Here is a 23,734-nt window from a genome sequence, read left to right as displayed (position 1 = left end):
TGCTTTGGAGGGATTGATTAGTGTTTTAATATAAAAATACACGCCTAGAATAATTGCTTAAAACTATTAATTGAAACAAAAAAAATATTTCCCCAAAACCGCCCTAAAATCCATCATCGTTGAAAAGTTGAGTCTATTACTTTGTGCCATAACTGGTCACAGGAGAGCTTTTCATGAGTGGAAAAATTGATGTGCGCGAAATCGACGCTTTAGTCGATGCACAAAATGGACGTATCACGCCATCTATCTATACAGATCCTGACATTTACGAATTAGAACTTGAACGTGTCTTCGGTCGTACATGGTTATTCCTTTGCCATGAAAGCCAAATTCCTAAGGCTGGCGATTTCTTCAATACCTACATGGGTGAAGATCCAATCATCGTGGCACGCCAAAAAGATGGCTCAATCAAAGCATTCTTAAACCAATGCCGTCACCGTTCTATGCGCGTAAGCTTCGCAGACTGTGGTAATACACGTGCGTTCACTTGCCCATACCACGGCTGGTCATACGGTATTGATGGTTCTCTAAAAGACATCCCGCTTGAAGATCGTGCTTACCCACATGGTGCATGTAAAGAGCAATGGGGTCTGGTAGAAGTTAACCGTGTTAAATCATACAAAGGCCTGATTTTCGGATGCTGGGATGAAACGACTCCAGATCTAGAAGAATACATGGGCGATATCGCTTGGTACCTGGACGGCGTTGTAGATCGTCGTGAAGGCGGTACTGTGATTGTGGGTGGTGTACACAAATGGGAAATCGAGTGTAACTGGAAATTTGCAGCTGAACAGTTCGCATCTGACCAATATCACGCGTTGTTCTCTCACGCATCTGCAATTCAGGTGCTTGGTGCGAAACCAGACGACGAATCTTCTAAGAAATTAGGTGCTGCACAAACTGCTCGTCCAGTTTGGGAAACTGCGAAAGACGCGATCCAATACGGTTCACGTGGTCACGGTTCAGGCTTCTTCTTCACAGAGAAACCAGACGCAAACGTATGGGTTGATGGTGAAGTAGCAAACTACTTCCGCGAAACTTACGAAGAAGTGAAAGAACGCCTAGGTGAAACTCGTGCGCTGCGTCTTGCAGGTCACAACACCATGTTCCCTACATTGTCTTGGTTGAACGGTACTGCGACTCTTCGTGTATGGCACCCACGTGGTCCAAACAAAACTGAAGTTTGGGCATTCTGTATCTGTGATGCGGACGCGCCAGAAGATGTACAAGCAGCATTTGAACGTTCTGCAACTCGTGCCTTCGGTCCTGCTGGTTTCCTAGAGCAAGATGACTCTGAAAACTGGATCGAAATCCAAAAAGTTTTACGTGGTTACAAAGCGCGTCAAAACAAACTCATTATGGAAATGGGTAAAGGTAACGAGAAAGTACGTGAAGATGGTATCCCGGGTATCACTAACTATATTTTCTCTGAAACTGCAGCACGTGGTATGTACCGCCGTTGGGCAGATTTATTGATTCATGAAAAATGGGAAGACGTTGAAGCTGCGGCTGACGAATATGAGAAGGAGCTTATGAAATGAGTCAAATCAGTTTAGAACTTCATCACCAAATTAGTCAGTTCCTGTATCAAGAAGCCAAGCTTCTTGATGACTGGAAATTCCGCGAGTGGTTAGACACGCTAGCTGAAGATATTTCTTACACGCTACGTACTACACCAAACGCTCAAACGCGTGACCGTCGTCGTTCAGTTGAACCACCTACTACCTGGGTATTCAACGATACGAAAGATCTTCTGGAACGTCGTGTTGCACGTCTAGAAACTGGTATGGCTTGGGCTGAAGAGCCTCCATCACGTACCACTCACATGGTGAGCAACGTGATTGTTGAGCCAACTGAAGTTGAAGGCGAATACGATGTGTACGTGACATACCTACTGTACCGTACCCAGAAAGAGAAAGACGTTACGATTTACTGTGGTAAACGTCATGACAAGATCCGCAAAGTTGAAGGCGGCCTGGGCTTCCAGATCTTCAACCGTAAGATCACGCTTGACCAAGTTACCTATAACTCACATAACCTGAGTGTGTTCTTCTAATGAATAAGATTTTTGTTTGCCAAGTTGACGAATTAGACGAAGGCGAAGCGTTAAAAGTGGATTGCGGCGTAAACGGTATCGAAGCGCTTGCAGTATTCAACAACGGTGGCGAATTCTTCGCAATGAACGACCGCTGTTCACACGGTAATGCTTCTATGTCTGAAGGCTACCTTGAAGACGACGGTACAGTGGAATGTCCACTTCATGCAGCTCGTTTCTGTTTGAAAACAGGTCAGGCACTTTGCTTACCAGCAACTGACCCAATTCAAACATTCCCAGTTGTACTTGAAGATGGTGCGTTATACGTAGAGATGGCAGGAGAGTAATCATGGGTTGGCTACAAGGCGAAGTTGCACTGATCACTGGTGGTGGTTCAGGTCTCGGTTGGGCACTGGTAGAACGTTTCCTGGAAGAGGGTGCACAAGTGGCCGTTCTTCAACGTTCACAGTCTAAAGTCGATGCACTGAATGCACATTTTGGTGATCGCGTGCTGGCAATCGCAGGTGATGTGGCCAGCTATGAAGACAACGTCCGCGCTGTTAAAGCGACTGTAGAGCGTTACGGTAAACTCGACTGTTTCGTGGGTAATGCCGGTATCTGGGATCACTATGCCGATATCGTCAATACTTCAGGTGAGCAGCTGGAAAAAGCCTTTGATGAGATTATGGGGATTAATACCAAATCTCTGATCTTGGGTGCCAAAGCTGCACTTGATGAGCTCGTGAAATCTGAAGGTTCGATCATTTTCACACTGTCAAATTCTGCACTTTATTCTGCAGGTGGCGGTCCGGTTTACACTGCATCAAAACATGCCGGTGTAGGCATTATGAAAGAACTGGCTTATGAACTTGCACCTAAAGTCCGAGTCAATGCCGTTGCGCCATCAGGTATGAATGTGAATATCAAAGGTGCTGCATCTTTGGGTCAGGAAAATCTTGGCCTGCTCGATGCACGTGATCCTGAGAAAATCGCACGTGGCATGCCACTGAATTTCTTACCTGAGCCGGAAGATATGACTGGTTCATATGTGCTCTTGGCATCTCGTCAAAATAACCGTCCTTTGACTGGTGTTCTGATCAATGCAGAATGCGGTCTGGGTATTCGCGGCTTACGTCAGCCACGTGCCGGTTTCTTTGACGAATAAAAATCTAGTCTGAAATGGACTTTTCGGCAGCCTGTTCTTGGCTGCCTTCCTTTTAAGGAGTCTCTCATGGCCGTTAAACTTATTTGTGCATCGCACAGTCCTTTAATGGAATTTGCTTCACCGCAGGAAAAACGCAAAGAACAGGCCGTTCGTGAAGCGTTTGAAAAACTGTCTGCTGAAGTAAAAGCTTACGACCCAACCCTGATCATTACCTTTGGTCCTGACCATTTCAATGGTTTCTTCTATGACCTGATGCCGAGCTTCTGCGTGGGCATTCGTGCGACGGCTGCAGGGGACTGGGACTATGGTAAAGACAATGCACACATTGATGTACCTGAAGACAAAGCACTGGGCTTGGTCCGTCGTGTACTCGATGAAGGTGTGGACGTTGCTTATTCTTACCGTATGCAAGCTGACCATGGTGTGACTCAGCCATTGCACTTCCTGTGCGACGGCAAACTTGATCGTTATCCAACGATTCCAATTTTCATTAATGGCGCTGCAGCACCGATGCCAACCACGAAGCGCACCATCGCTTTGGGCCGTGCTGTAGGTCAGTTCATCAAATCTCTGAACCTTGAAAATGAGCGTGTACTAGTTCTGGGTACAGGTGGTCTGTCACATGATCCACCAACTCCGCAAATGGGTTCTGTACCTCCAGAAGTGGAAGAGTTCTTGATTGCTGGTCGTAACCCGACACCTGAAGCACGTAACGCGCGTCAGTCAAAAATTATTGCAGTGGGCCAGAAACTGGCAGCAGGTGACACCTCTGTTGCAGTTCCTCTGAATGCTGAATGGGATATCGCATTGCTTGAAAAATTCAAGAATGCCGACTTCACTGCACTGGAAGCCATGACTGAAGCTGAAATCCGCCGTGATGGTGGCCGTGGTGGTCAGGAAGTTCGTTCGTGGATGGCTGCATTTGCTGCTTTAAGCGAAATGGGCGAGTACGAAATGACAACACACTGTTATGAAGAAATCAGTGAATGGATTGCGGGCTTCGGCATCGTATCTGCAGAGTTAAAAGGTTAAAGACATGAGCAACATCGAAACCATCGTAATTGTAGGTGCTGGCCAGGCAGGTGCAAGCGCGATTTTAGAACTTCGTGGCAACAAGTACGAAGGTAAAATCATTCTGATCGGTGATGAAACGCATCTTCCTTATGAGCGTCCACCACTGTCTAAAGACGTGATTCTAAAACCTGAAGAAACCAAGATTGAGATTCTGTCAGAAGAAAAACTGGTGGAACTTGGTGTAGAAACCATTCGTGGCAATGGCGTGGCAAAAATCAACGCTGAAGCGCATACGGTTGAACTTCAAAATGGTGACGTTGTTGCTTATGACAAACTGTTGCTTGCTACAGGCGGCGCAGCTCGTCGTCTGCCGAACTTCGATGCGCTGGGTAAACATGTTTATACGCTGCGTAACCTGGAAGATTCACAGGCACTGGTGCCTGTATTGCAATCAGGCCGTCGTATTGTCTTGATCGGCGGTGGTGTGATTGGTCTGGAACTGGCTTCTTCTGCACGTTTCAAAGAGTGTCAGGTAACTGTGATCGAAATGGGTCCTATGGTCATGGGTCGCTGTTCACCTCGTATCCTGAGCGAATTCCTGCTGGAACAACAACGTTTGGCTGGTATTGACGTTCGCTTGGAAACCAAGATTGCAGACTGCAAACTGGACAGTGAAGAAGTTGTGATTACCCTTGAGGGTGGTGAAGAACTTCGCGCTGATGCAGTAGTTTATGGTATTGGTATCGTGCCAAATGCACAGCTAGCAGTCGACGCTGGCCTAGATGTTGATTTCGCGATTAAAGTGAATGAAAACTGCCAGACTTCAAATGCAGACATTTATGCGGCAGGTGACGTGGCAACTCAATTACGTGACTGTGGTAACCACCGTCGTGTCGAAACTTGGGAAAATGCCAACCTGCAAGCAGGGATCTTTGCGCGTCACGTAATGGGCGTTGAACATCCGGCTCCAAACCCAGCATGGTTCTGGACAGATCAGTTGGACATCAATTACCAGTTCGTAGGTGATATGGCGGCTGCTGAATGGCAAGTTCGTGGTGAAATCAATCCAGAGCTTCGCGCTGAATCATCATTCGTGATGTTTGGTGTGACTGATGGCGTTATTGTTGGCGGTATTACTGTAAATGCGGCAAAAGAAATGCGTCACCTGAAAAAGCTGATCAGCAAGAATGCTGCGTTTGAAGCAGACAAATATTTAGATCTCAGCCAGGATCTTCGTAAACTTGTGAAGTAATCTGAGTTTACAAAAGGGCAGACCTCGGGCAACCTGGGTCTGCTTTTTTATGTCTGTCAGATTGTGCTGTCATGACCTCACATTCCATTGTGATTTGAAATGGCTTTGTGTAGGTTTGGCTTACTTTTCAAAGATGAAAAGTAACAAAAATCTTTTGCTAAACTGAGGATATATCCCTATATCCCAGTTTAGCGGTGGCATCCCTGCCTCCATCAGTATTGTTGATTGTGGATTTGAGCGAGAAGTTAGTTCAATTCTTTCTGATTAAAATTTAATTGAGTCTTTTATGAATTCAAATTCATCTCCCATGCTGGTGACGGCAAGTATTTATGCCTTGCTGGTGCTGATCTGGGCAGCGACGCCACTGGCGATTGTCTGGAGCGTGCAAGAAGTACATCCGATGTGGGTGTTGATCATCCGTTATTTCGGTGCTTCTGTGCTGGCTTTGGTGATCTTGGCTGCCATGCGTAATCCATTGCCATTTGATCGAACCTCCATGATGAGCTATGTAGCAGGTAGTCTGAACCTCATTGGTGCGCAGTTATTTATCTATCTGGCGGCGAATTATTTGACCTCAGGCTTAATGGCTTTAATTTTCGGTTTCTCACCGCTGGTTGCAGGTCTGATCGGGCATGTCATCCTGAAAATCAACCGCCTGATCTGGCTGCAATGGCTCGGTATGGCTGTGGCAGTCGGTGGTTTAAGTTTTGTCTTTGCGGAGTCAGCAGATAGTAAGGTGAATCCGTGGGGCGTGGTTCTGATGCTGATTAGTATGGTGTCTTATATCAGCTCGATTTTCTGGGTGAAGCAGATCAATGCTCCTTTAAAACCGATGTCCCAAGCCACCGGTTCTTTGATTGTTTCCTCATTGGGATCATTACTAATCATTCCTTTTATCTGGCAATCTTTCCCAACACAAATGCCAACTATGCAGGCGCTGTTCGGCTTTGGTTTTACGATGATTCTATCTTCGATTGTGGCGATGCTGTGTTACTTCTGGCTGATTCGCCGTTTAGCCGCATCCACCGTATCCCTCAGTAATGTAATGACGCCAATCATTGCCCTTATTCTCGGTGCAACCCTGAATAACGAAGTGATCAGCAGCCATGCCTTTGCCGGTATTGCCGTGGTGATGTTCGGGATCGTGATGTACTTCTGGAAAGAATGGCGCGAGCAGTATTTTTCCAAGTCTTAAGATTTACAGTGCAAACTAAATTTACATATAAAAGGAAGCTTTGGCTTCCTTTTTTTTATTTTTGCAGTTTTAGATGCAGTATCGGGTAGGGATTACCTTCGCTATCGGTTTCTGAGCGGCTGATGATCTCGAAACCATGTTTTAAATAGAAAGCAGTCGCATCGGGGTTCTGCTCATTCACATCAACTTCAGTCACACCCAGAGTAAGGGCATGTTGCAATAACTGGCTACCAATGCCTTGCCGGAAGGCCGAAGGGGAAATAAACAGCATTTCCAGTTTGCTGCCAGCAATGCCCATAAAGCCTAGAATCTGCTGCTGATGTTCCACATGGAACAGTTGCACCTGATCAAAATAACTATGCTGAATAATCTGCTGGCGAATCTTCAGGATTTGCTCGTCATTCAGGAAGTGATGCGAAGCCCGGACGGACTGTTCCCACAGTTTTAGGAGCTGAGGATGCCGATTGGCAGAAGTAGGGACAATCACAGCCATGAAGATTCCGATTAAAAATGAGAACAACAAAACAATAAACAATTTATGTCAGCAGTTTATTAAGATGCAAAGAGATAAAATGAAAAATCAAATAGATCCATCTGTTTGAGGAAAAACTAGGACAACTTTGAATGTCATCTGAATCTAATAAAATTGTGGTCTATGCAGCATTATTTGGCAACCTGGCTATCGCGCTGGTTAAATTTGTCGCAGCCTATATTACCAATAGTTCTGCGATGCTCAGTGAAGCGATTCACTCGGTGGTCGATACCCTGAATGAAATTCTGCTGCTGTACGGCATGAAAAAAGCAGAGCAGCGTCCAGATGCCCACCATCCTTTTGGCTATGGCCGTGAACTGTATTTCTGGGCCTTTATTGTGGCCTTGATGGTCTTTGCACTGGGTGCGATTGTATCCATCTATCAAGGTATCCTGCACATCATTCATCCTGAAGAAATGCAGGATCCGATGATCAACTATATTGTGCTGGGTATTGCGATTCTGTGTGAAGGATTCTCCTGGACCGTAGCTTTAAGAACCTTTCGTAAAATGAAAGGGAAGATGGGCTATTTTGAAGCTTTTAGGCGCAGTAAAGATCCGACCACCTTTACTGTGTTATTTGAAGATACTGCTGCGCTAGTGGGGCTTTTTATTGCTCTGATCGGGATTTTCCTGGCTCATCAACTGAATATTCCTGAACTGGATGGTGCAGCCTCTATTCTGATTGGTGTCGTGTTGGCGGTATCGGCCTGGTTACTGGCACGTGAAACCAAAGGCCTATTGCTGGGTGAAACAGCAGATCCTAGACTGCGTGAAAATGTACTTAACATTGCCCAGCAGGATGCTGCGGTTTATAGCGCCAATGGTGTACTCACCGAGCAGATGGGCGCGCATCAGGTGATTGCCTCCTTAAGTCTGGAATTCAAAGACGATCTGACTTCTGATGAAATTGAAGCATGCGTCAACCGGATTGAAGCGCAGATCAAACAGCTACACCCAGAAATTATTACCCTGTTTGTGAAACCTCAAACCAAAGCGGTATGGCTGGAACGGACCCAGGGTCGTATTTAAGGAAGTGAAGTTTTCAGCAGATAACTTTCGTCGGATAGTCAGAAGGGCATCAAGCGTGATTACATGAATACGGGATAAAAATTTAGGTTATGAAATCATGTACAGTCAGGTATGGAGTGAGAATTATCGGATGAATATCGATCATTCTCCTGTCTTTTTAGAAAGCAGAATGGGCACAAACTTGATCTCGAGTATTCATTTTTTTAGAAGCTTTTCATCGGTTTTAGTCTTTCCATGGGCTCGATGTTTTGCTAAAAATAACAAAAACATAAATGAATCTTAGGCACGTATTTCATACTATGCTGAAATACCGAAGTATATAAGTTTGTATGCGATTTAAAGAGATGCTCCGTTTGAAAATTCCAGGTGGATGCTGTCTTGCATATAACAAATAATAAATAGTGGATATTTATGCAAGATCTTTTCAAGACTAAAAAATTTCAGCTTGAGACTGAGTCCAGTTGGAAACATCTCTGGTCCAAGCCGGTATTTGATTATCTACATTCCGATCATTTTGATGGTGAGCGGTTTAAGAATCTGGAGCATCATTCGCTCGAGCAGAGTCGCTTTGACTTGTATAAATGGTTATTCACCAGAAAATCCAGCACCTGGGAAGTGAATCTGGAACAGGAACGTGCCGAGTTTTTTTCACGTCCGCGTGCCTTGCCACAAAATCGGCCAGAAGCCACTTTAGATGACTGGCAAATCTGGTTTATTGGGCATGCCACCGCTCTGATCCAGATCGGGCCGTATAATTTTCTGACTGATCCGGTCTGGTGTGAATATGCCAGTCCTTCTGCATCCCGAGGGCCACAGCGCGTTATTCCTGCTGGCATTGCCCTGGATGAGCTGCCGCATATTGATGCCGTATTGCTCAGCCATAACCATTATGATCATATGGATCTGGCGACCTTGGCCTGGTTGCATCAGACCTATCAAATGCCGATCTATACCGGCCTTGGTAATGGCTGGTACCTGCCTAAAGACTATAATGTCATTGAAATGGACTGGTGGGAAAATGCATTTTTTGAAGATATCCAGATTGTCTATTCGCCAGCACAGCACGCTTCAGGACGTGGAATGCGTGACCAGAACTGCGCATTATGGGGCGGTTTTTCCTTATTGAATGGCAAGGATCATTGCTATTTTACCGGGGATAGCGGCTATGCGCCGCATTTCAAGGAAATTCGCAAACGCTTGGGGCCACCACGAATTGCGCTGTTACCGATCGGTGCCTATGAACCACGTGAACTGATGCGCAATATTCATATGAATCCGGAAGATGCTTTTCATGCCCATCAGGACTTAATGGCACGTTGCTCAATGGCGATCCATTATCGGACCTTCCAGCTCACTGATGAAGCACGTGACCAGCCTGAAAATGAACTGCAGCATATTATTCAGCATTCATCCAAGCTGATTAACCCGTTTTACTGTATTCGTGAGGGCAAACGGATTATTGTCTAAGGGCTTAAGATCACTCCTGTATAACGATTGAGTCGTTAGCTAGCATATAGAGTAGCTCTCATTTGTATAGGATTAAATCCTATGCTGAAGGGTACAGGTGCCAATCGTGGTGGAAACAAGCATGGCATACTGACTGATCGGGTGGGTATGTTGAGCAATGATTTCTTCGTGAATCTGATGGATATGAAAAAGATCTGGGTACTGGTAGAAGAACCTTTTTGAAATCCGTGACCGTCAAACACATGACCTGAAATGAACTGCAATTCATATTCCTAATGCTTTAATTTAACACCAATAAAAAAACCACCCTCGGGTGGTTTTTTATTCGCTCAGTTCAAGCTAAAAAACTTAGAGAAAGCTTGGTAGGCCTTTAGCTGGATCAGTTGCTCGAGCCATCTGGGCATCAGCTACGCTCATCCCAAGAGCTTGAGCAATACCTTCACCATAGGCGGGATCACAGGCATAACAGTTACGGATATGACGGTACTTGATGAAATCAAGCGCATCACCCATTGCGGCTGCGGTATTATTAAATAGAGCCTGTTTCTGCTCATCATTCATCAGGTTGAACAGGGCACGTGGCTGGCTGAAGTAGTCATTATCATCTTTGCGATAATCCCAGAAATCTGCATCACCCGTGATTTTGAGGGGGGGCTCTCTGAATTCTGGCTGTTCCTGCCACTGGCTGAAACTGTTCGGCTCATAATGCGGCAATGAACCATAGTTGCCATCCATACGGCCCAAACCATCACGGTGATTTGAATGTACCGGGCAACGTGCGGCATTGACCGGAATCTGGGCATGATTCACACCTACACGGTAACGCGCTGCATCAGCATAATTGACCAAACGTGCCTGTAGCATGCGATCCGGTGAATAGCTGATACCTGGTACCAGATTGCTTGGCGCAAAAGCGGCTTGTTCTACGTCCTGGAAATAGTTTTCCGGATTACGGTTGAGTTCGAATTCACCTACTTCAATTAGTGGATAATCACCTTTCGGCCAGACTTTGGTCAGGTCAAACGGATGATAAGGCACTTTCTCGGCATCTGTTTCAGGCATGATCTGAACGTACATTTTCCATTTCGGATAATCGCCACGTTCAATCGCATCAAACAGGTCGGTTTGACTGCTTTCACGGTCTTTAGCAATCAACTCTGCTGCCTCAGCATCAGTCAGATTCTTGATACCTTGCTGGGTACGCATATGGAATTTTACCCAAAAGCGTTCATTTTGGGCATTGATAAAACTGTAGGTATGACTGCCGAAACCGTGCATATGACGGTAACCAGCCGGAATCCCACGATCGGACATTACGATGGTAACTTGATGTAGTGCTTCCGGCAATAAAGTCCAGAAATCCCAGTTATTGGTGGCGCTACGTTTATTGGTTTTCGGATCACGTTTTACTGCTTTGTTTAAGTCAGGAAATTTACGTGGATCACGCAGGAAGAATACCGGTGTATTGTTACCGACTAGGTCCCAGTTCCCTTCTTCGGTATAGAATTTCAGGGCAAAACCACGAATGTCACGTTCTGCATCAGCTGCACCGCGTTCACCAGCGACGGTCGAAAAACGGGCAAAGAGTTCGGTTTTTTTACCGACTTCCGAGAAAATTTTTGCACGGGTATATTCAGTAATGTCATTGGTTACGGTAAAGGTACCAAATGCACCTGAACCTTTTGCGTGCATACGGCGCTCAGGAATCACTTCACGAACAAAGTTAGCCAGTTTTTCATTCAGCCATAAATCTTGGGCCAGCAATGGGCCACGGCTACCTGCCGTCATACTGTTCTGGTTGTCGACTACAGGTGCGCCAGCTTCAGTAGTCAGATGGGTGACAGGGCACTTTTTCATATCTTGGCTCATATTTCTCTCCAAGCGTTGAGAATTTTATTCGTTATTCCAGCATTCAAAAAAATCATCTATAAGCGCAGGAATAACATTAGGGGCTTTATTTCCAACAGATTTTTAATTAAGTGAGTTGTTGAATTGGGTGTTTTGGCAATAAGTTTGGTTTTTCTGTAACTTCAGAAAATACTGCCTAAATGAATAAAAATTAAGTCATTGAAAATAAATAATCTAATTTGAACATAAGATATTTCTAGAAATGTGACAATGTTAAAATATGCAAATTTTTCACTCAGTTTAAAATGATTAAGTAAGAAAATCAGAATTTAAGATGTCTTCTCTAAGTCAGAAAAATGCTTCAATATCTCTTTTAGATTTCATTAGGTTTTATTAAATATTTATTAAGTTATTAATTTTATAAATATTTTTTAAATAGAAAGATTTAAGGATTAAAATTCAAGGATTAAACAGGTAGTTAAATCAGCATTCTCTTGCTCACAATTTTCTGATTTTTACAGCAAGAATATCTACCAAATTATCTATTTTCTGGAAAATATTTAAGTCCTGATCTGCTTGAAAATTGGCCAGTCGCCCTTATAATCATTTCACATCCCGAGCGGATCATTTCCTTAGTCCAAATTAAACAGAGAGCAAGATGGCAAAGAAAAAAGCTGTAGAGGCAGTCATGCCAAACTTCGTGGCCAAACATATGCATGAAGTCAATAAAAGCCAGGTTTTTGTAGACCGGAAGAAAAATGCAAAACGTGGTTATACCAAGCACAAACAAGGGCGATATCAACAAGATGATCGCCCTTTTTTATGGGCGGCTTAGGGCGGCCAGGAAGAAGTGGATCTGCTTTGGACAGGAGCTGACTTTAAGGGATTCTGGAGGGTATAGTGAAAAGATGAATTTCTTTTCGAAGAATGCGGTGAAGTCCGCCGGGTGGTTGAAGAAGCTTCTTCGGGAAACATATTTTGAAAAAAACGGGGCAGGGTCGCAGAACTCGAAGATCTATTTGGATCAGCATCAGCCATAGGCCGGGTTTGCTGAAAACTGGCAAATTTTCCTAGCTGTTGCCGATACAGTTTTGCCGCAATGACCGATGGATCATTCTTGCCTAAACGCCGTTGCTGGGTACGAGAAATTTCAATTCCCCATAAGGGACAGGCTTTAGGACGTTCAGTTTCACGGATATACTGGTGACTCGAGCTGGTATTGATACGATCATGAGAAGATGTATATCTGGATTTTTGTGAACGTAAGGCCGGTGCAACAATAATAAAATAAAACGCTGCAGCCAGCATAAGCAGGATAAGCACAAATTCCATAAGTACCTCGACTGATGCAGAGGAACCTGGAAAAGTTCCTCCTTAAGCGCTGACCATACGGGTGGTGGATTTCACCATATCTCCTAAACCATGTGTTCTAAAATAATGCTCCATCCAGCTTTTTACCATGAGTGGATTGTCCAGTTTTAGTACATGTTTGAGTAATTCCTGTGCATCAGGCATCGGTACATGACAAATCGTTTTTCGGACTCTCAAAATATTGCTAGAACTCATGGACAGGGTATTGAATCCCATGGCCATTAATAGTACGGCCGATAGAGGATCACCGGCCATTTCACCACAGATACTGATCGGTTTGTTATTACGGTGACAATCCTCTACCAGACGGGTCAGGGCACGCAGGATCGCTGGATGTAAGTGTGAATAGACATTGGCCACACGTGGATTATTCCGGTCTACAGCAAGTAAATATTGGGTCAAATCGTTAGAACCGACCGAGAAGAAATCGACCAGTTCAGAAAATTCATCAATCTGATGCAGTACGCTTGGTACTTCGACCATAATTCCGATTTGCGGTTTGGTAATTTTGACCTGCTCTTCTTCCTGAACGGCATAATGATCACGCTCTAATAGATACAGTGCTTCTTCAACTTCACTGACACTGGTCACCATCGGCAGTAGGATATGCAGATTGTTCAGGCCAATACTGGCTTTTAGCATGGCGCGAATCTGTGAAGAAAAGATTTCAGGATGATCCAGCGTGAAACGAATTCCGCGCCAGCCCAATGCTGAATTTTCTTCCTCAATCGAGAAATATGGCAGGTCTTTATCTGCACCAATATCCAGCGTTCGCATGACTACCGGTTTATTGGCAAAGTGACTCAGTTGCTGCCGGTAAATGGCTCGCTGTTCCTCTTCGCCCGGGAAGCGGTCACGTAGCATGAACGGGATTTCCGAACGGTATAGGCCAACACCTTTGGCACCACGCTGTACACCACGAACCACATCAATCATCAGGCCGGTATTTACAAACAGACGTACAGCGGTACCATCTGGCGTAATTGCATCTTTGGTCTCGTATTGACGTAGATCTTTGGCAATCTGTTCTTCTTCTTTCTGAATTTCTTTATAGCGGGTACGCAGACGACGTGGTGGATTGATAAAGATACGGCCCTGATGCGCATCGACAATCATCTCGACGTCATCCAGGGTATTGATTGGCAGTTCAGTCACACCCACGACAGTCGGAATACCGAGTGCGCGTGCCACAATCACCATGTGCGAATTCATGGCACCTTCAGTGGTGACAATCGCGGCAATCTTATCAACAGGCAGTTCCACCAGTGCAGCCGTTGAAATTTCTTCACCAATCAGGATACTTTCATCTGTCAGTTCGCGATGGCTTTCATCGGCTTCCTGCAACTTGGCCAGAATACGACGTCCCAGATCTTTTAGATCAGCGACACGTTCACGCAGGTAATCATCCTCCATCTGGGCAAACTGCGCCACATGGTTATCAATCACGATGCGAACCGCACCTTGTGCCCAGTGACCATCACGAATCAGTGCTTTAATCTCCGATGGTAGGGCATTTTCATCCAGCATACGCAGGAACACACTGAACAAAGCACGTTCTTCGGCCATCAGCGCATCCTGCATCTTGTCATCCAGGAACTGAATTTCTTCACGTACCGAATTTAAGGCATTATCTAGCAAAGCCAGTTCTTCGCTAATATCATCTGCTTCACGATCCGGAACAGCGCCCAGATCTGCAGGTGGATAAAGCACAATGGCACGGCCGAGTGCGATACCGCCAGAACCCGATACGCCCTGGAAGGTTTTATATGCCGGTAAATTATTTGGCTTGCGGAATACATCAATATTACCGACTGCGTGAGCGTGAGCGATTACGCCCGAAAGCTGGGCACATAGCGTAACCAGGAATGATTCAGCCGCTTCACTAAAATCCTGGGATTCTTTATTTTGGACCACCAGTACGCCCATGACCTTACGGCGGTACATGACTGGAACGCCCAGAAAGGAATTATAAATTTCTTCGCCCGTTTCCGGTAAATACAGAAAACGATCATGCTTAGGGGCATTGTCGAGGTTAACGATTTCCTCACGCTGACCCACCAGACCAACCAGACCTTCACCGGTATGTAGAGACACATGACCGACAGCTTCAGGCTTCAGGCCTTTAGATGCCATCAACAGATAGCGCTGGTTGCGTTCATCGAGCAGATAAATGGAGCAGACATCCACATGCATGGCCTCGGCCACCTGATTGACCATAATATCGAGTGATTCATGCAAACTGGCAGACGCATTAATCTCTTGGACAATGCGTCTCAGGGTATCCAGTTGCATATTCGACATGGGAGCTGCTCCGTATTTTTTTAGAAGTCCGGTAATTTAGTTTATTTATAACAATAGCCGAGCAAAAAATCTGCACATGCACGCGATTTTTTTAAGGTTTTTGTTGTGGTAATTGCTGACAGAGTTCAATCATGGCCTTGCGATAAACATCGCGTTTAAAATTCACCACTTGGCCTAATGGATACCAGTAACTGACCCATTGCCATTGATCAAATTCGGGCGGATCGGACAGATCAAGTTGAATGTTCTGTACGGGCGCCGTCAGTTTGAGTAAAAACCACTTCTGTTTTTGACCGATACATACCGGATCTGAATCCGTGCGAATGTATCGATACGGCAAACGATAACGCAACCATCCTTTGGTCTGCGCGATAATCTGGACGTGTTCAGGCAGTAAGCCAACTTCTTCTCTCAGCTCACGATAAAGTGCCTGCTCAGGGGTTTCTCCATATTGGATACCTCCTTGTGGAAATTGCCATGCATTATGACCAATGCGTTTTGCCCATAAAACCTGTCCAGCATCGTTTGCCAAAATGATCCCGACATTCGGTCGGAAACCTTCTGAGTCGATCATTTGGCTACCTAAAATTGTTTAATTTATGCCTTTGCTTTCGGGGAATATTATTTCTTTATCCAACTCGAAAAAAAGCAAAGTTTAAAAATGTTAAAATTGCTATGATCTTAACGAATTTCTATCGACTAGCGGAGATAGATTTACAATTTTTTTCTTAAATTTCAGTTTTTACGAGTATTTTCATGAAATTGGCGCTATTTGATCTCGATCACACCCTGTTAAACACCGATTCGGATCATTCCTGGGGGGAATTCCTGGTCAATGAAGGCCTGGTGGATCCCGTTCATCACCGCGCCATGAATGACAAGTTCTATGAGGACTATAAAAAGGGTCAACTGGATCCCTATGCCTATAATGAATTTGTGTTCCAGTTTTTGACCCAACATGACCATGATTATCTGACCGAATTACATCAACTGTTCATGCAAAAAGTCATTCGCCCCCAGATGCGTCTGGAAGGTTTTAAAGCGATTCAGCGCCATAAAGATGCAGGGCATGAAATTGTAGGCATTACTGCAACTTCGGACTTTATTACTGCACCGATTTTCCGTGAGTTTGGGATTACTGAAATTATTGCCACCAATGCTGAAGTCGTTGATGGTAAATATACCGGTAAGGTGACCAATATTGCCTGCTATCAACAAGGTAAACTGACCCGTCTGGAACAATGGCTGGCAGGTCGTGACGTGACCGAGTCTTGGGCCTATTCAGATTCAATCAATGACCGTTTTCTGCTGGAACATGCAGATCATGCCATTGCTGTGAATCCGGATGATCGTCTGGAAGCATTGGCCAAAGAACAGGGCTGGGAAATTCAGGACTGGTCGATTTAAGCAATTCTTTTGATTTAATCAGGCACAACTTCGGTTGTGCTTTTTTATAAGCAGAATAGGGTACTTTTTGACATGCCCGTTGCTGAATAAACATGCTATGCTCAGAATAAATAAAGCAAGTCGACAATAACGATAGCAAGCGCTGAGGTAATGAAAATGACCCAAGTTAGACCACGTATGACTCATCTATTTGCACAGTTAGGTCTGGATTCGAGTGCAGAAGGGATTGCCCAATTTATTCATGAGCATCAATTACCCAAAGATGTAAACCTGATGGAGGCGCCGTATTGGTCAGATGCACAGCGCCAGTTCCTGGCTGAAAAAATTGCTTCAGATGGAGAATGGGCCATTGTGGTGGATCAGCTTAATGAATCTCTGCATGAAGATGCTACCAGTGGGATGGAATAGCGAACAAAAAGCCAATCAACTGATTGGCTTTTTCATTTTGGAATTATCGTACCCTTTTCCATAAAGTTATTTGGGACAGGGTATGTTGATATTTACGCGCTGTTTCTCGGATCACAAAAGGCACATCCACAGGTTCGTCCAGCATTTCAAAATGTGGACTTAGCAAAGCTTTGATGCCCTCTAAGGTACTCAGGTTTTCTCCCGCCTGCTTAAATCCGCCGATCCATTCACTGCGTGCTGTATGTTCTTCCAGCCAGGTATAAGGTGAGGCCAGCATCAAAATGCCGCCTATATTCAGGCGATTATGAATCTCACTTAGAAAAGCTTTAGGATGATGCAGACGATCAATCAGGTTAGCTGCCAGAATAAAATCATAATCTTTAAGCTGCGGTTTCAGGTTGCAGGCATCGCCCTGATAAAACTCGACCTTATTGGCAACCTGTTCAAGTCCAAGTTCTGCCAGTGAGCAGGATTTATATTCCACCAGTTCACCTTCAACAGGAATGCTATAGCGCAGGGTCTCTCCTTGCGCCAGCACCACACCTTGCTGAATAAAACGGGCTGAAAAATCTAGACCGGTGACCTGATCAAAATCTTGGGCCAGTTCAAAGCTGGCGCGTCCGGTTGCACACCCGATATCCAGCGCTTTATGACACGGAATGTTTTGAAAATAAGAACGAGCCAATTGAATCAGGCTTTGGGCAAAGTTTGGAACAGCAAAATATTCTGCTCCATACTGGAATTCCAGATATTGGGAAATCAGCTGATCACTTTCATATTGAGAGTGAAACTGCGGTGATGTCTCTTCCGCGGCAACATAACGAAAACCGGCATGCTGGAAAAAATGTCGCCGGAACGCATAGCGTGAACTGTGCAGGGCTTCATTGCCAGCTGAAATCCAGGAACCGCCTTTAATCAGATGATGTTGGCCATCGAAGGTTGGGGTACTAAAATCATCATAGAAAGGATGGACTTGAAAGCCTTCGAAAGGATAAATCGGGGTCTCGGTCCATTGCCAGACATTGCCCTGAACATCATAAAAATCGCCATGCTGAAAATGATCCACCGGAAAAGAGTTAGGGCCATATTTTAATTCAATATTGGCTTGCTCAGGACTTGGTAATTTTGGATCCAGTCCTGAAACTGCATACAATCGATACCATTCATCCTCAGTGGGCAGACGAATGGATTCTCCGGTCTGTGCTGATTTCCAGTTACAGAAAGCTTTGGCTTCATGATAATTCACTTCGACTGGCCAGTCCCAAGGCATTGGAACTTCTTCCAGCATCAGTCTTAAGGACCAACCCAGTTCCGTTTTGACCCAGAAGGTAGGATGTGTGGCTTGAGAAAATGCTAACCATTGCTGGCCCTCTTCAGTCCAGTAGTCAGCTGTCTGATAACCTTCTGCTTCAACAAAGGCTAAAAACTCCTGATTGGACACCAGATATTTAGAGGCTTCGAATTCTGCAATTTCGGCATGATGGTGGCCGTATTCATTGTCCCAGCCATAAAAAGCATGTTCGAAATTTTTATGTAAATTGACCTGACCTGCCGGTACCTTTACCAGACTATTTTCAGGCGCAATACCGGTAATGACATTGGCACGCCACTGCGGATGATTCTGTACATAACGTAACTGATGCTGGCGAATTAAAACTGAAGAGGTTTCCAGATGAATCCGTTCATGCTCAATGCCCATGATGATGGTCCACCAGGGATTGTGCCAGTTCAGTGGAAGTTGTAGCGGCGCATGTTCTATCACTTTCAAGACCAGGGCACGCACCTGATGCCGGTAATCACGTACCGCCTGAATGCTAGGCCAGTGATAGTTCTGTTCATCCAGATCATCCCAGCTCATTTCATCTACACCAATCGCGAAGATACTTTCCAGATGCGGATTTAAACGTTCCGGGATCAGTTGAGCCAGCAACAGCTTATTGATAAAAAAAGTGGCAGTATGACCAAAATAAAAGATCAGTGGATGACGTAAGGCAATCGGTTTGTCATAAAAGGCTTCTTCATTTTTCAGACAGTCAAACAGTTGCTCATAGGTGTCAAAGGTATTTAGAAAATAATCACGTAATACGGCACGCGCTGTCGGTTCATCTTCAAAATCAAGGTTGGGAGTCGGGTGTAGCGTTGGTTTAAGCGGTTTCCATAAACCCATTTCTTCGAGCAGGTCATGAGAAGAAGATAATAAAGTTTTGGAATCAGAAGATTTGATCTGCATTCTGTGCTTCCTTGAATACGTTTTAATTTTTCATCTTCAGGAAAATGAATTTGATACTTTTAAAAGTACTTGAAAGGAAGCAACTGATGCGATGTATTTAGGTAACAAAATGCTGCATCGATATCGATGCAGCAGAGAAATGTGAAAATTAATTTTAAATTGACGGGCCTTGCATCAGTTGAACCAATGCTTCAGCCGCCTTCGATTGAGTACGACCCGGATGCCAGACCATACCGAGCTGACGGTTCATTTCCAGATTCAGATCCAGTTCTTGCAGGTCATGGTTGACCAGGGTTTTGGGCAAGACTGACCAGCCTAAACCAATCGAAACCAGCATCCGGATGGATTCAAGCGGGTTATTGCTCATGGTCGTTTTCGGCTTGATGCCCTGCTTTTCAAACTCGGCCATCGTAATCTGCGTAGTATAGGTCTGCGCAGAAGGCAGCAGGCTTGGGTAATTCACCAGATCTTCAAGAGACAGGTTTTTTTGCTGAGCCAGTGGATGGAATGGTGCGACCACAAAAACCAGAGGATCATTCCAGATAGTGACATATTTTAGGCGTTCATCACCATGCGGTGGCAAGGTCAGGAAAGCCAGTTCCAGATCACCAGCAATGACCTGTTCATGCGCCTGTTCAGAATCTACAAAATGTACATCTAGCGTCACATTTGGATATTGCTGTACATACTCACGCAGATGGCTCGGTAAATGATGCAGGCCAATATGATGGCTGGTGCCAATTTTCAGTTTGCCTTGGACCTGACCTTGTTCATGACTCAGGGTGTAGTGAATATCACCCAACTCGTTCAGCCAGTTTTTTACCTTAGGCAGCAGGGAATGTGCCGCATGAGTGGCCTGAACACCACGGCCCGCAGATTCAAATAATTTCACCCCAAAATATTCTTCCAGACTGTGAATACGTTTGGTCACAGCCGGTTGGGTAATAAAAAGCTGATCTGCAGCCAAAGAAATCGAACCTGTTTCCATGACTTTTACAAAGGCTTCAAAAGCTGCGAGATTCATCTTGATCACCTATAAAGTTTTTTTATGCTTAAGTTTATTATTGTAATAATTTGAGAATAAATCAAAGTAAAAATATAGAACTCTTGGTTTAATGTTGAATTAATACACATTTTTAAATGTTTTATTTTATGTCATAAAAAAAGCCACCGAGGGTAGGTGGCTCAAAGAGGAAGATCGACAAAAAATTATGCGGTGATTTCCTCATCCTGTTGCTGGCTTTTTGCTTCCCAGATTTTCTCGTGGAAGAAGAAAGCAACTGCCTGTACAGTCGGTTCTAATAAACTCAAGGCAATCGCCATGGTTAAACTGCCTGTGACAAAATAGCCCACTAACATCGCGACAGTGATGTGCATGATGTAATAGCTAAATGTCTTTTTGAACATGCGCTGATTGTTGTCTACGAAACGTTGAATATGTGCCATGTGGATCTTCCTCAAAACAAATGATCTGTGCCGATGAGGAAATAATAATAATTCTCATTTAATTTGTAAAAACGAATATTTTTAATAAAACGATCGGAAAATTAGATTTATAAAAAGAGAGCTAAACCATGATTTAATTTAAGTTTTAAAAGATTCCAAAAAGTTTTTTAACTAATAAAAATGATAAATTAGATTTATGTGAATGCAGCGATATAATCAAAATTAGCGAAAGAATTTACCCAGTCCAGTGGAGCACATCGACATGGCAGGCGAGACCCAAACAGCAAAAACATTATACGATAAGTTATGGGATGACCATTTAGTAAAACAACGAGATGATGGTTCAGCTCTACTTTATATCGACCGTCATTTATTGCATGAAGTGACTTCACCACAAGCCTTTGAAGGCTTGCAACTTGCTGGCCGTAAGCCATGGCGTTTAAGTGCCAACATCGCAACACCTGACCATAACGTACCGACCTCTAAAAAAGAGCGGGAGCAGGGCGTGGCTGGGATTGAAGATGATACTTCACGTATCCAGGTACAAACCTTGGATGACAACTGTAAGACATTCGATATTGTTGAATTTGATATTAACGATATTCGTCAAGGGATCGCGCACGTTGTAGGTCCTGAGCAGGGCTTAACTTTGCCAGGTATGACCGTTGTATGTGGTGACTCACATACTGCAACACATGGTGCATTTGGCTGCTTGGCACACGGGATTGGAACATCAGAAGTTGAACATGTATTGGCAACCCAATGCCTGGTTCAGAAGAAAATGAAAAATATGTTGGTACGCGTTGACGGTAAATTGGGTCAGGGCGTAACACCGAAAGATGTGGTTTTAGCCATTATCGGTAAAATCGGAACTGCAGGCGGTACAGGTCACGCGATTGAATTTGGTGGTCAGGTGTTCCGTGACATGTCGATTGAAGGCCGTATGACCGTGTGTAACATGGCAATCGAAGCGGGTGCACGTGTCGGTATGGTCGCAGTCGATGAAAAAACCATTGAGTATGTTAAAGACCGTCCATATGCACCGAAAGGCGAGCAATGGGATCAGGCGGTTGCGTACTGGAATACTTTGCACTCCGACGAAGGTGCTCACTTCGATACAGTTGTAGTGTTACAAGGTGAAGAGATTGAACCGCAAGTGTCTTGGGGGACTTCTCCTGAGATGGTGATTCCGGTGTCTCAAGCGGTTCCAACTTTGGAACAGGCCAAAGATGATGTACAGCGCAATGACTGGAACCGTGCTTATCAATATATGGGCTTAACTGCAGGTCAGCCTTTAGCAGATATTCAGTTAGACCGTGTATTCATCGGTTCTTGCACCAACTCACGTATCGAAGATATTCGTGCTGCGGCTGAAGTAATCAAAGGCCGTAAAGTGGCTTCTAGCATTAAGCAGGCCATGGTCGTTCCGGGTTCGGGTTTAGTGAAACAGCAGGCAGAATCTGAAGGTTTGGACAAAGTCTTTATCGAAGCTGGTTTTGAATGGCGTGAACCAGGCTGTTCTATGTGCTTGGCAATGAATGCTGACAAGTTGCAGCCAGGCGAACATTGTGCCTCAACTTCAAACCGTAACTTTGAAGGTCGTCAGGGTAATGGCGGTCGTACCCACTTGGTGAGTCCAGCCATGGCGGCGGCGGCAGCGATTGCCGGTCACTTTGTTGATGTCCGTTCATTTTAATTGGTACGCAGGAGCAGAAATATGAAAGCTTATACCGTTGAACAAGGTATTGTTGCACCCTTAGACCGTGCCAATGTCGATACAGATTTAATTATTCCAAAACAGTTTTTGAAATCGATCAAACGTACCGGTTTCGGTGAAAACCTGTTTGATGAATTGCGTTATTTGGATGAAGGTTATCCGGGTCAGGATAACTCGGTTCGTCCGATTAACCCGGACTTCGTGTTAAACCAGCCACGTTATCAAGGTGCATCGATTTTAATTTCTCGTGCTAACTTTGGTTGCGGTTCAAGCCGTGAGCATGCGCCGTGGGCATTGAATGAATACGGTTTCCGTACTGTGATTGCACCAAGCTTTGCTGATATTTTCTTTAATAACTGTTTTAAAAATGGCATGTTGCCGGTGATCTTGCCGGAAGAAACGGTTGATCGGTTATTTAAGGAATGTGCAGCAGCTGAAGGTTATCAGTTAACGATTGATCTGGAAGCGCAGGAAGTTCGTACACCAAATGGCGAAAGTTTCAAGTTTGAAGTGGACCCATTCCGTAAGCATTGTTTGTTAAATGGTTTGGATGATATTGGCTTAACTTTGCAGGCAGCAGATGATATTCGTGCCTACGAAGAAAAAACCAAACAATCACGCCCATGGGTATTTGCTGAAATTCATTCATAAAACAGCAAAAATTGTCATGGCATGACTGCGAAGGCCTTGCTAATATCAGAAGATTATTAATTTTTTTTGATAGGTTAATACAGACATCATGGCAACGTATTGGAAACAGTGGCTTGCTCTAAGTGCAGTATCAGTGCTGATGACCGCGTGTCAGAGCATTGATACCTTCAAACTTAAACATGCCAAAGAAGATGCAGAAAGCAAATCCAATGCCTTGATTTATTGTGCAGGCACACCGGATTGTCAGTTTGAACGTTTAAATCGGACCATGATTGTGGATGAATCCACCAAGCGAATCAGCCCAGAAGCGCTGGATCAGCGTCTGGTTCGTTTGCAGGCCAAAAACCTGAAACAGGATAATCCGATTTATTTATCTGTACCGGAAGGGCAGCATGAACTGGTGGTGCGTTTCTATCCGATTAGCAAGGATAAGGCTGAGACCTTGCATCTGTTCCAGCAGTTTAAGGCGAATAAACGCTATACCCTGAAAATGTTCCGTGACCGAAATGCACGTAGCACCAGTTTATTAAATGCCTCTGCACCTGATCCATTGTGTGTGGACCTATTGCAAGAGCAGAAAGTGATTCGTCGTTTTTGCAAACCCTATAATGTCATCAATGGCATTGCAGAGTTTGTAGAAAAAAAAATTTAACCTAGTCAGGTG

The 23,734-nt window shown here is 44.6% G+C and carries 24 protein-coding genes; 16 read left to right on the top strand and 8 right to left on the bottom strand.

Annotation, left to right across the window (positions count from 1 at the left end; all coding sequences use genetic code 11):
• Nucleotides 1–173: 173 nt before the first annotated feature.
• The 7 genes from hcaE to FTV25_RS08945 all read left to right on the top strand — a co-directional run bounded on the left by hcaE (nt 174) and on the right by FTV25_RS08945 (nt 6,661).
• Nucleotides 174–1,541 (top strand): 3-phenylpropionate/cinnamic acid dioxygenase subunit alpha, encoded by a 1,368-nt coding sequence (hcaE, locus tag FTV25_RS08975; RefSeq protein WP_004781815.1) that lies wholly within the window; start codon nt 174–176, stop codon nt 1,539–1,541.
• The gene (hcaF, locus tag FTV25_RS08970) at nt 1,538–2,056 is read left to right on the top strand and encodes a 3-phenylpropionate/cinnamic acid dioxygenase subunit beta (RefSeq protein WP_004781816.1); all 519 of its coding nucleotides are present in this window, start codon (nt 1,538–1,540) and stop codon (nt 2,054–2,056) included. Before hcaE ends, hcaF begins: the two co-directional genes overlap by 4 nt.
• Nucleotides 2,056–2,382 (top strand): 3-phenylpropionate/cinnamic acid dioxygenase ferredoxin subunit, encoded by a 327-nt coding sequence (gene hcaC, locus FTV25_RS08965; protein WP_004781817.1) that lies wholly within the window; start codon nt 2,056–2,058, stop codon nt 2,380–2,382. The genes hcaF and hcaC overlap by 1 nt, the downstream gene beginning before the upstream one ends.
• Nucleotides 2,383–2,384: 2 nt before the next feature.
• Entirely contained in the window at nt 2,385–3,200 is an 816-nt protein-coding gene (hcaB, locus tag FTV25_RS08960) for a 3-phenylpropionate-dihydrodiol/cinnamic acid-dihydrodiol dehydrogenase (RefSeq protein WP_004781818.1), read from the top strand.
• A gap of 66 nt (nt 3,201–3,266) precedes the next feature.
• Nucleotides 3,267–4,232 (top strand): 3-carboxyethylcatechol 2,3-dioxygenase, encoded by a 966-nt coding sequence (locus tag FTV25_RS08955; RefSeq protein WP_180002989.1) that lies wholly within the window; start codon nt 3,267–3,269, stop codon nt 4,230–4,232.
• A 4-nt stretch (nt 4,233–4,236) separates the two neighbouring features.
• Nucleotides 4,237–5,466 (top strand): 3-phenylpropionate/cinnamic acid dioxygenase ferredoxin--NAD(+) reductase subunit, encoded by a 1,230-nt coding sequence (gene hcaD / locus FTV25_RS08950; protein WP_180002987.1) that lies wholly within the window; start codon nt 4,237–4,239, stop codon nt 5,464–5,466.
• A gap of 286 nt (nt 5,467–5,752) precedes the next feature.
• The gene (locus FTV25_RS08945) at nt 5,753–6,661 is read left to right on the top strand and encodes a DMT family transporter (protein ID WP_180002984.1); all 909 of its coding nucleotides are present in this window, start codon (nt 5,753–5,755) and stop codon (nt 6,659–6,661) included.
• Nucleotides 6,662–6,716: 55 nt separating this feature from the next.
• Here the strand turns inward: FTV25_RS08945 and FTV25_RS08940 are convergent, their stop codons facing one another.
• Nucleotides 6,717–7,154: a GNAT family N-acetyltransferase gene (locus FTV25_RS08940; RefSeq protein ID WP_180002982.1), complete on the bottom strand. Its 438-nt coding sequence runs from the start codon at nt 7,152–7,154 to the stop codon at nt 6,717–6,719.
• Between the two features lie 131 nt (nt 7,155–7,285).
• On the opposite strand from FTV25_RS08940, the gene FTV25_RS08935 reads away from it, so the two are divergent.
• The 3 genes from FTV25_RS08935 (at nt 7,286) to FTV25_RS08925 (ending at nt 9,913) form a co-directional block, all read left to right on the top strand.
• A complete protein-coding gene (locus tag FTV25_RS08935) occupies nt 7,286–8,224 on the top strand; it encodes a cation diffusion facilitator family transporter (protein ID WP_034169853.1) in 939 nt (312 codons plus the stop codon).
• Nucleotides 8,225–8,635: 411 nt separating this feature from the next.
• Complete coding sequence (locus tag FTV25_RS08930; RefSeq protein ID WP_180002980.1) at nt 8,636–9,691, top strand: MBL fold metallo-hydrolase; 1,056 nt, start codon at nt 8,636–8,638, stop codon at nt 9,689–9,691.
• 81 nt (nt 9,692–9,772) lie between these two features.
• Complete coding sequence (locus FTV25_RS08925; RefSeq protein WP_004781830.1) at nt 9,773–9,913, top strand: hypothetical protein; 141 nt, start codon at nt 9,773–9,775, stop codon at nt 9,911–9,913.
• A 126-nt stretch (nt 9,914–10,039) separates the two neighbouring features.
• Here the strand turns inward: FTV25_RS08925 and FTV25_RS08920 are convergent, their stop codons facing one another.
• Nucleotides 10,040–11,560, bottom strand: a complete 1,521-nt coding sequence (locus FTV25_RS08920; RefSeq protein WP_004781832.1) for a catalase — start codon at nt 11,558–11,560, stop codon at nt 10,040–10,042.
• 637 nt (nt 11,561–12,197) lie between these two features.
• Here FTV25_RS08920 and FTV25_RS08915 point away from each other — a divergent pair.
• Nucleotides 12,198–12,374, top strand: coding sequence for a hypothetical protein (locus FTV25_RS08915; RefSeq protein WP_004781833.1), 177 nt, complete (start codon nt 12,198–12,200; stop codon nt 12,372–12,374).
• Here FTV25_RS08915 and FTV25_RS08910 read toward each other — a convergent pair.
• From FTV25_RS08910 to FTV25_RS08900, 3 genes are all read right to left on the bottom strand, one after another.
• Nucleotides 12,371–12,871 (bottom strand): hypothetical protein, encoded by a 501-nt coding sequence (locus tag FTV25_RS08910; RefSeq protein WP_180002978.1) that lies wholly within the window; start codon nt 12,869–12,871, stop codon nt 12,371–12,373. The two genes, FTV25_RS08915 and FTV25_RS08910, sit on opposite strands and share 4 nt — an antisense overlap.
• 42 nt (nt 12,872–12,913) lie before the next feature.
• Complete coding sequence (gene ptsP, locus FTV25_RS08905; protein ID WP_034702391.1) at nt 12,914–15,211, bottom strand: phosphoenolpyruvate--protein phosphotransferase; 2,298 nt, start codon at nt 15,209–15,211, stop codon at nt 12,914–12,916.
• A 91-nt stretch (nt 15,212–15,302) separates the two neighbouring features.
• The gene (locus tag FTV25_RS08900) at nt 15,303–15,785 is read right to left on the bottom strand and encodes an RNA pyrophosphohydrolase (protein ID WP_004781838.1); all 483 of its coding nucleotides are present in this window, start codon (nt 15,783–15,785) and stop codon (nt 15,303–15,305) included.
• A gap of 182 nt (nt 15,786–15,967) precedes the next feature.
• Between FTV25_RS08900 and FTV25_RS08895 the strand changes: the two genes are divergently transcribed.
• Complete coding sequence (locus FTV25_RS08895; RefSeq protein WP_180002976.1) at nt 15,968–16,618, top strand: HAD family phosphatase; 651 nt, start codon at nt 15,968–15,970, stop codon at nt 16,616–16,618.
• A 156-nt stretch (nt 16,619–16,774) separates the two neighbouring features.
• Complete coding sequence (locus FTV25_RS08890) at nt 16,775–17,026, top strand: DUF2789 domain-containing protein (RefSeq protein ID WP_004781841.1); 252 nt, start codon at nt 16,775–16,777, stop codon at nt 17,024–17,026.
• A 43-nt stretch (nt 17,027–17,069) separates the two neighbouring features.
• Here the strand turns inward: FTV25_RS08890 and ovoA are convergent, their stop codons facing one another.
• From ovoA to FTV25_RS08875, 3 genes are all read right to left on the bottom strand, one after another.
• Nucleotides 17,070–19,193: a 5-histidylcysteine sulfoxide synthase gene (gene ovoA, locus FTV25_RS08885; RefSeq protein ID WP_166138123.1), complete on the bottom strand. Its 2,124-nt coding sequence runs from the start codon at nt 19,191–19,193 to the stop codon at nt 17,070–17,072.
• Between the two features lie 217 nt (nt 19,194–19,410).
• Nucleotides 19,411–20,280: a LysR family transcriptional regulator gene (locus FTV25_RS08880; protein ID WP_004781845.1), complete on the bottom strand. Its 870-nt coding sequence runs from the start codon at nt 20,278–20,280 to the stop codon at nt 19,411–19,413.
• A gap of 185 nt (nt 20,281–20,465) precedes the next feature.
• Nucleotides 20,466–20,702, bottom strand: coding sequence for a DUF2061 domain-containing protein (locus FTV25_RS08875; protein ID WP_159123642.1), 237 nt, complete (start codon nt 20,700–20,702; stop codon nt 20,466–20,468).
• Nucleotides 20,703–20,964: 262 nt separating this feature from the next.
• Here FTV25_RS08875 and leuC point away from each other — a divergent pair, with 262 nt between their 5' ends.
• The 3 genes from leuC to FTV25_RS08860 all read left to right on the top strand — a co-directional run bounded on the left by leuC (nt 20,965) and on the right by FTV25_RS08860 (nt 23,722).
• Nucleotides 20,965–22,398, top strand: coding sequence for a 3-isopropylmalate dehydratase large subunit (gene leuC, locus FTV25_RS08870; protein ID WP_004781848.1), 1,434 nt, complete (start codon nt 20,965–20,967; stop codon nt 22,396–22,398).
• Between the two features lie 21 nt (nt 22,399–22,419).
• A complete protein-coding gene (gene leuD, locus FTV25_RS08865) occupies nt 22,420–23,070 on the top strand; it encodes a 3-isopropylmalate dehydratase small subunit (protein ID WP_034702382.1) in 651 nt (216 codons plus the stop codon).
• Nucleotides 23,071–23,158: 88 nt separating this feature from the next.
• Nucleotides 23,159–23,722: a hypothetical protein gene (locus FTV25_RS08860; protein ID WP_034702380.1), complete on the top strand. Its 564-nt coding sequence runs from the start codon at nt 23,159–23,161 to the stop codon at nt 23,720–23,722.
• Nucleotides 23,723–23,734: the final 12 nt, after the last annotated feature.

It is taken from the genome of Acinetobacter sp. YH12249, from assembly GCF_013417475.1.
Lineage (GTDB): Bacteria > Pseudomonadota > Gammaproteobacteria > Pseudomonadales > Moraxellaceae > Acinetobacter.
This window is presented reverse-complemented; position numbering and strand designations above follow the sequence as displayed.

Bases quoted from the DNA above. Each gene is read 5' to 3' on its own strand.
- hcaE (WP_004781815.1), top strand. From the start codon at position 174: ATGAGTGGAAAAATTGATGTGCGCGAAATCGACGCTTTAGTCGATGCA.
- hcaF (WP_004781816.1), top strand. From the start codon at position 1,538: ATGAGTCAAATCAGTTTAGAACTTCATCACCAAATTAGTCAGTTCCTG.
- hcaC (WP_004781817.1), top strand. From the start codon at position 2,056: ATGAATAAGATTTTTGTTTGCCAAGTTGACGAATTAGACGAAGGCGAA.
- hcaB (WP_004781818.1), top strand. From the start codon at position 2,385: ATGGGTTGGCTACAAGGCGAAGTTGCACTGATCACTGGTGGTGGTTCA.
- FTV25_RS08955 (WP_180002989.1), top strand. From the start codon at position 3,267: ATGGCCGTTAAACTTATTTGTGCATCGCACAGTCCTTTAATGGAATTT.
- hcaD (WP_180002987.1), top strand. From the start codon at position 4,237: ATGAGCAACATCGAAACCATCGTAATTGTAGGTGCTGGCCAGGCAGGT.
- FTV25_RS08945 (WP_180002984.1), top strand. From the start codon at position 5,753: ATGAATTCAAATTCATCTCCCATGCTGGTGACGGCAAGTATTTATGCC.
- FTV25_RS08940 (WP_180002982.1), bottom strand. From the start codon at position 7,154: ATGGCTGTGATTGTCCCTACTTCTGCCAATCGGCATCCTCAGCTCCTA.
- FTV25_RS08935 (WP_034169853.1), top strand. From the start codon at position 7,286: ATGTCATCTGAATCTAATAAAATTGTGGTCTATGCAGCATTATTTGGC.
- FTV25_RS08930 (WP_180002980.1), top strand. From the start codon at position 8,636: ATGCAAGATCTTTTCAAGACTAAAAAATTTCAGCTTGAGACTGAGTCC.
- FTV25_RS08925 (WP_004781830.1), top strand. From the start codon at position 9,773: ATGCTGAAGGGTACAGGTGCCAATCGTGGTGGAAACAAGCATGGCATA.
- FTV25_RS08920 (WP_004781832.1), bottom strand. From the start codon at position 11,560: ATGAGCCAAGATATGAAAAAGTGCCCTGTCACCCATCTGACTACTGAA.
- FTV25_RS08915 (WP_004781833.1), top strand. From the start codon at position 12,198: ATGGCAAAGAAAAAAGCTGTAGAGGCAGTCATGCCAAACTTCGTGGCC.
- FTV25_RS08910 (WP_180002978.1), bottom strand. From the start codon at position 12,871: ATGGAATTTGTGCTTATCCTGCTTATGCTGGCTGCAGCGTTTTATTTT.
- ptsP (WP_034702391.1), bottom strand. From the start codon at position 15,211: ATGTCGAATATGCAACTGGATACCCTGAGACGCATTGTCCAAGAGATT.
- FTV25_RS08900 (WP_004781838.1), bottom strand. From the start codon at position 15,785: ATGATCGACTCAGAAGGTTTCCGACCGAATGTCGGGATCATTTTGGCA.
- FTV25_RS08895 (WP_180002976.1), top strand. From the start codon at position 15,968: ATGAAATTGGCGCTATTTGATCTCGATCACACCCTGTTAAACACCGAT.
- FTV25_RS08890 (WP_004781841.1), top strand. From the start codon at position 16,775: ATGACCCAAGTTAGACCACGTATGACTCATCTATTTGCACAGTTAGGT.
- ovoA (WP_166138123.1), bottom strand. From the start codon at position 19,193: ATGGGTTTATGGAAACCGCTTAAACCAACGCTACACCCGACTCCCAAC.
- FTV25_RS08880 (WP_004781845.1), bottom strand. From the start codon at position 20,280: ATGAATCTCGCAGCTTTTGAAGCCTTTGTAAAAGTCATGGAAACAGGT.
- FTV25_RS08875 (WP_159123642.1), bottom strand. From the start codon at position 20,702: ATGGCACATATTCAACGTTTCGTAGACAACAATCAGCGCATGTTCAAA.
- leuC (WP_004781848.1), top strand. From the start codon at position 20,965: ATGGCAGGCGAGACCCAAACAGCAAAAACATTATACGATAAGTTATGG.
- leuD (WP_034702382.1), top strand. From the start codon at position 22,420: ATGAAAGCTTATACCGTTGAACAAGGTATTGTTGCACCCTTAGACCGT.
- FTV25_RS08860 (WP_034702380.1), top strand. From the start codon at position 23,159: ATGGCAACGTATTGGAAACAGTGGCTTGCTCTAAGTGCAGTATCAGTG.